This window comes from Endozoicomonas sp. SESOKO3, from assembly GCF_024606255.1.
Genome location: NZ_JAHHPR010000470.1, coordinates 1 through 6,816, shown reverse-complemented (window position 1 = coordinate 6,816; position 6,816 = coordinate 1). Strand labels below are relative to the sequence as shown.

Here is a 6,816-nt window from a genome sequence, read left to right as displayed (position 1 = left end):
CCTCAATTTCTTGCAATCCTCGCTACGGACGCTTAAGTCCGACAGGCTGCTAGTGGTACCCGATCCTGAAGAACAGGAAGAAAATTAGTAGTAATATTTGTCCTCAAGTGCTTCGTCAAGGCTGGGAGGAAGAACATAACAGGCGGCAGGATAAAGACTATCAGGGTCCATGTTGTCAATATTCTCTATAGAAAAATCATAGAGAAAATCGAGGAACTCAACCAAGTGTTCTATCCGTTCTTCAAGGTGTTTTTTCTTCTTCTCTTTTTCGCTGAAATCTTTTCCTTCCTGATCCTTTATTGCCTCGCCAAGGTTGGGTCCATCAGCATGTTCGTTGACATCTGGCTCAAGAGTTGACTCGGGCATTGCCAACATAATGCGTGATTGCCTCAGCAGATCTTCAAATCCTGTGAAGAGGCTTTCGAATATGACTTGGCAATCCTTAAAATCATTGAAAGTTTTTTGTAACTGTTGCTCTATGTATTTTTGTAGGGCTAGAAGTAATTCACGAAATAATTCAGGATTTTCATTTCCCGGGTTGTCGTTTGCGTCGGTTAATACCTTTTTGAATGTTCCAAATAATGTCTGTTCTTTGTCTTTTATCTCTGAAGAGTGAGTAATAGTGTCATCCCAGTTGGATGCGCTAAAGTAAGTCGCCAGATTGTCAATGTGTGTATTTGCGAGTTGTATAGAGTAAGGATCAAGAATCAGACATATGGCATCAATTAAACTCAAAAACTGATTATTCGAGGCAACTAATTCAGGTTTTATTTCACCATATTTTTTTATCAGCCTGGACATTGTTTGAGCTGAGTGAGATTTATTATGATAAAGCATTTTTTTGCTCTTGCTAACGTCTTTGTTGAGAAGAGAGAATGCGGCTGTTATCAGTGGATTAATTGATTCCCTGGTCTTTTTAAATTTTGAGTATTGCTCCGATATGTATAAAAAAGTAAGGCGCATTTCTCCCAGCAATCTCAGGCCATCGAACAATCTGGCAGATTTTTTAATATTTTCTTTTAAAACTGTGCGATCATTTATAGGTTCTTTTACACCTAAAAGCTCATCTTTTTTGGTGTCAAGTCTGTCGATACCAGAGAAGCCGGCGGCGTGAAGCAGGAATGAGTTAAAAAAGAAATGGGCCTCTTGAGGGGTGGCTTCATTTGAATGGATGGCGATATAGTAACTCACCATCAACATCGCGAGGTTGTGTTGATCTTCTGTTTTGGTAATATCGACAGGTGATTCGGTGCCTCGGATGTCAGTTAGAACTGCTATCATCAAACTTTGGCTATTGTCGAGTGTATAGCCGAGGGCTTGTATCACTTGCTGAATCATGTTTGCAATTGTCAGGTTCTCATCGGGGGGGGTTACCGGGATGTAGCTCAGCATAGTGTTTAGGGTGACTTCATCAAAGCCTGCATTCAACCCCTGGATAATGGCGGTCATTTGTGCATGGTTCATTGGCGGGAGCGGAATTTCCATTAATGGTTGTAACTGCCGTGCTTCAGCTCCCTCCGATTCTTCTGAATGCTCATCCTTCTTCACGTCTTGCTCATTTTCATGGTTCATGGCAAAGATAAGACTGCTCGTATTCGGGTTGAGATCATAAGTAGGGATTTTTCCTATATAAGCATTATGATTAATCAAATCATTCAGGAAGCTGAACTCTTTTGTCGTTTTTTCTCTAACAAATCCCTCTTCCACTGGTGTTGAAAAAAGATTGTCTGCCAGAAGTGTTGAACAGGGGCAAGCCATCATGATGATGCAGAGGGAAGCAGCAACCGACTGATTGGCGCTATCACGATGGAAAAATATCGATTGCTTTGCTGTTTTAGGTAATCGAGCAATGGAGTGACTCATCTACACCTGCCTTCAAGGGTTTATGGATGCTGTGTTAAAAAGTAGTCTATGGGTTGCAGCAGCACCGAATTTGCAGGGGCTAAATGACCTACCGAAATCACTACCGTTTCAGAGCCTGCCGTTTGCTGTGAAGCCGCTGCTGGTGGCCAGGTCAGAAAGAACAGGAAGAAGATTAAAAATAAACTCCGTCAAGACTTTCAGGAATATATCTGTCAGGATCAATAGTGTCAGAGTCATAAGGATACTTCGTGGCAAAATCATAGAACCAATCGAAGAAATCAACCAAGTATTCTACTCGTTCTTCCAGGTGTTTGATCTTCTGCTTTTTCTCTCTGAACTCTTTTCTCTCTTGTCCATCTGCTGGCTCGCTGGATTTAGCGTCATCAGCCTGATCGTTGGCATTGGTCTCAACAGTTGTCTCAAGCATTGCCAACATAATGCGTGATTGTTTCAGCAGATCCTGAAATCCTGTGGTGAGGGTTAGCATTATGGTTGTGTAATCATTTGAATTATCATGAATTTTTAGTAATTGCTGTTCTATGTGTTTTTGTAAGGTTATAAGTAATTCTTGAAATAATTCAGGATTTTCATTTCCCGGGTTGGTTTTTGCGTCGGTTAGTGCCTTTTTGAATATTTCAAATAATGACTGTTGTTTGTCTCTTGTCTCTGAAGAGTCGGTAGTGGGATCATCTGAATTTAATGCGCTAAAATAACTCGACAGGTTGTCAATATGTTTACTTTCGAATTGTATAACGGCAGGATCAAGAATCAGGCTTATGGCATCAATAAAAGTTAAGATCTGAATATTTAAGGCTGCTAACTCAGGATTTTTTTTACCATTATGTTCTAGTAGGCAGAGCATTCGTTGAGCTGATTCTATATTACGATGAGAATGCGGTATTCCGTTCTTATAAATGCCATAGTTGAGCAGAGATAAAGTGGCTTTCAGTTTTGGATCGACAGGTGTGTCGGACTTTTCAGCTGCTAAGTCATTCTCCAATTGTTGCAAAAAATAAAGTCGCATTTCTTGCAGCGATTTCAGGCCATAGATGACGGCAGCAGATTTTTTAATAGTTGCTTTTAGCACTTTGTGATCTTCTGTGGGTTTATCTATTGATTTTTCCAGACCTAAAAGTTCATCATTTTCGATACGGAGTCTCTCGATACCAGACAAGACCGTGGCGTGAAGCAGGAATGAGTTGAAAAGGTCATTAGCCTCTTGAGTGGATAATTTACTTAAATTGATGGCTGTGTAGTAAGCCACTATCAACATCGCAAGGTTCTGTTTTTGTTGTGGTCTGGTCAAATTGACAGGAGATTCGATCCCCCGGATATGAGATAAAACTTCTATCATTGCTTTCTGGTTGTTGTTGGCCACAACACCGAAAATTTGTTGTACTTGCTCAATCATGCTTTCGATGGTCAGGCTCTCGTTGGGGAGTGTTTCAGGGACGTAGCTCAACATAGTGTTTAAAGTGCTTGCCTCAATGCTTGTATTTAACTTCAGGATAATGTCACTCACTTCTGCATGGCTCATTGGCGGAAGCGGAATCGTCATTAAAGACTGCGGTTGTTCTCCTTCGGCTCCTTCCGATTCTTTTGAATTCTCATCCTTTTTTGCGCCTTGCTCATTTTCATGGTTCATGGCGAAGATAACGCTGGTCGAATTCGGGTCGAGACTAAAAGGGGGGATTATCCCAATATAAGCATTATGGTTAATGAGATCGCCCAGTAAGCTGGACTCTTTTGTCTCTTCATCTCTGACAAATATCTCCTCATCTGGTGTTGGTAAGAGATTTTCTGCCATCGGTTTTGAACAGGGGCAAGCCGTAGTGATAAAGCCAAGAGTAGCAGCAAACAACTGACTAGCCTTGTCACGATGGAAAAATATCGACCGCTTTGCTGTTTTAGGTAATCGAAAAATGGAATGACTCATCGACACCTGCCTTCTCTATTTTATGAATGTGCACATAAACTAGTACATGGACTGCAGCAGTGCCGAATTTTAAGCACCAGTCAATGCTATTACTGAATTTGCACGTTACGTTTTAAGCCATCGTTTTGCCTCGATTTGGGGACACCGTAAGTGCGGTGGGGAAAATAGACTTGCCCGTTAGGACAAGCTGTACCCGTAACCATCCGTAGACTGAATTTTCTTACAGTGTTTGTAGGATATGTCGGTTATTGTTCCCGTTCCATTTGCTATGTTGAAACTTCCTCGACTGCGTACCGCAACCCGTCCTGTATACGTTCCTTGCCGTTTACCTGCCGGAACGATAGCTTTGACGATATCGCCAGTCTGAAACCCTTTTACTTGTTTTGAGCCTTTAGCCTTTGTACGGGGAAATCCGTACTTGTCCACTCTGCACATTTGCCTCGATCCACGACCCATAGCCTTAATGATTAAGGGTTTTGTGCTTTCTGGTATGTATATGCTGGCTCCTGACTCTCCTAAACAGGCGGCATCTATCCATTGCTCTTTCTTGTATCCTTGCTGAGTGCGGTTGAACTTGGTTCTACCGCCAGTAGCAAAGGTGGTAGGAAGACCGATAGCCTGAACACGTCTGGCGGTTTCGTTTCTTGTGGCATTGACTAGCGGGAGCGGAAATTCGATTAAAGGCTGAGGCAGGAGTGCTTCAGCTCCTTCCGATTCTTCTGAATCCTCAATCATTTTTTCGCCTTGCTCATTTTCGTGGTTCATGGAGAAGATAAAGTGGGTTGTATTTGGGTTGAGAATAAAGAGGGGGATTTTCCTTATAAGCCTTTCGCGACCGCGGCGATCAGAACGTGGGTTTTGAAGCTGTTGGTGGCGATTATTCTGAAAGAACAGGAAGAAGATTAAAAATAAACACCGTCAATAGTCAAAACTAGCGTCAAAACTAGCTCTGACGGCCTCAACATTCTCAGAGCCATAAAGCGTGTCTACAGAATAATCAAAGTTAGTCTTGAACCAATCTTCGAAATCATCCAAGCATTTTTTCCGTGCTTTCAGATGCTTTATCTTCTTCTTTTTCTCTTCGTTGCTAAACTCTTTTCCTTCTTGACCCTTTGCTGTTTTGTTTTGTTTGGCTCCATCAGCCTGCTCATTGGCGTTGTTGTCAGTAGTTAGCCGATACATTGCTTTCGTAGTGTAGCTCTCCAGTAAGTCAAATGTTGAGCAGATAGATAACATTTCGAGTGTGTAGTCATTTTTATCAATAAACGTTTTTTGTAATTGTGTCGATATGTGATTTTCTAAGGCTAGAAGCCATTTTCGAAATAATTCAGGGTTTTCATTTCCAGTGTTTTTTTTTGAGTCGGTTCGTACTTCTTCGGATATTGCACTTAATGTTAGTTTTTTAAACACCGTGTCGATAGCGTCAATAACGGGATCAGCCTCAGCTAAAACATCTGAATTGCTAAAATTAATCGACATGTTGTCACCTTGTGTAAGTACCATTTTTTTAATGAAAGAACCAAGAATCAGGCTTGAAGAATATAGAAAACTCATGAACTTAATATTAGAGGCAACTGATTCAGGATTTTTCTCAACATAGTCTTGTATGAGCATTAAAATTTGTTCGGCTGATTTTATATCATGCTGATAAAGCGGTGTTAGGTTCTTATCAATCCCATAGTTGAGCAAAGAGGAAGCGGTTAATAACATGGGGTCTACTGATGCCTCAGAAATTTCAGCTTCTGGTAGATTGTCCAATTGCTGCAAAATCTTAAGGCGCATTTCTCCCAACAACTTCAGGCCAGAGAAGACTGAAGCAGATTCTTTAATATTTGCTTTTAAAATTTCGTGATCTTTTATTGATGCTATTGTACCTAAAAGGCCAGCTTTTCTGGCATGAAGTCTCTTGATACCAGAAAAATCAGTGGCGTGAAACAGGAATGAGTCAAAAAAAGCATGAGCCACTTGAGGGGTGGCTCCATTTGAATGGATGGCTGTGTAGTAACTCATCATCAAAATCACCAGGCTCAGTTGATCCTCTGGTTTAGTCATATCGACAGGAGATTCGGTACCCACGATATTCGTTAGAACTTCTATCATTGCGTTCTGGTTATTGTCAGCCTCAACATGGAGAGCTTGTTGCACTTTCTTGATCATGCTTGCAATGGTCAGGCTCTCATCGGGCAGGGTTACCGGAATGTAGCTCAACATAGTGTTCAGGGTGTCTTCATCAAAGCCAGTATTCAGCCCTTGGATAATGGCAGTAATTTGTGCATGGTTCATTGGCGGGAGCGGAATTTCCATTAAGGGCTTAAGCTGCTGTGCTTCAGCCCCCTCCGGTTCTTCTGAATACTCATCCTTTTTTTCGCCTCGTTCATTTTCATGATTCATGGCAAAGATAAAATGGGTCGTATTTGGGTTGAAAACAAAAGGAGGGATTTGTCTTATGTAAGCATTATGGTTAATCAAATCGTCCAGGCAGCCAGGCTCTTTTGTCGTTTTTATTCCAGCAAATTCTGCCGCCACTGGCGTTGAAAAAGGATTTCCTGCCAACAGTTTTGAACAGGGGCAAGCCAGCACGATGAAGCCAAGGGAAGCAGTAACCAAATGATTAGCCTTGTAACGATGGAAAAATATTGATGGCTTTGATGCTATTAGTAATCGACCTATGGGATGACTCATCGTCGCCTGCCTTGTTGAATTTGAATGCCCTGAATAAGGTAGTTTCGCCTGCCACGCCTCTGTGACCGTAATACTCAAGAACCCGGCAACCCTGATTTATCGAGCAGGCGATATCTGCATTGAAGCCGTTGCTGACCTCATCAAAACTTCGACCGCAATGCTACAACTGAATCTGCACAAATTTCCTGATAGCCCCGGTCTGAAAAAACTGGAAAAGTATCCAAACTAAACACCGTCAGGATTACCCCTGTCAGCTTCATCTCTGTCAGCAGGGATCGTGTTAACTTCAACTCCATTAACTTCAACTCCATTAACTTCAACTCCATTAACTTCAA

Annotated in this window: 5 protein-coding genes; 1 reads left to right on the top strand and 4 read right to left on the bottom strand. The window is 41.7% G+C overall.

What is annotated here, in order from left to right; all coding sequences use genetic code 11:
- Positions 1-84 precede the first annotated feature (84 nt).
- From KDK18_RS08110 to KDK18_RS08095, 4 genes are all read right to left on the bottom strand, one after another.
- The gene (locus KDK18_RS08110) at positions 85-1,863 is read right to left on the bottom strand and encodes a hypothetical protein (protein ID WP_257254400.1); all 1,779 of its coding nucleotides are present in this window, start codon (positions 1,861-1,863) and stop codon (positions 85-87) included.
- Between the two features lie 172 nt (positions 1,864-2,035).
- A complete protein-coding gene (locus tag KDK18_RS08105; RefSeq protein WP_257254399.1) occupies positions 2,036-3,799 on the bottom strand; it encodes a hypothetical protein in 1,764 nt (587 codons plus the stop codon).
- Positions 3,800-3,976: 177 nt separating this feature from the next.
- Positions 3,977-4,534 carry a hypothetical protein gene (locus KDK18_RS08100; RefSeq protein ID WP_257254398.1) on the bottom strand — a complete coding sequence of 186 codons (558 nt, stop codon included), beginning with the start codon at positions 4,532-4,534 and terminating at the stop codon, positions 3,977-3,979.
- Between the two features lie 183 nt (positions 4,535-4,717).
- A complete protein-coding gene (locus KDK18_RS08095; RefSeq protein WP_257254397.1) occupies positions 4,718-6,481 on the bottom strand; it encodes a hypothetical protein in 1,764 nt (587 codons plus the stop codon).
- Positions 6,482-6,542: 61 nt separating this feature from the next.
- On the opposite strand from KDK18_RS08095, the gene KDK18_RS08090 reads away from it, so the two are divergent.
- Positions 6,543-6,710 (top strand): hypothetical protein, encoded by a 168-nt coding sequence (locus KDK18_RS08090; RefSeq protein ID WP_257254396.1) that lies wholly within the window; start codon positions 6,543-6,545, stop codon positions 6,708-6,710.
- The last annotated feature ends 106 nt before the right edge of the window (positions 6,711-6,816 follow it).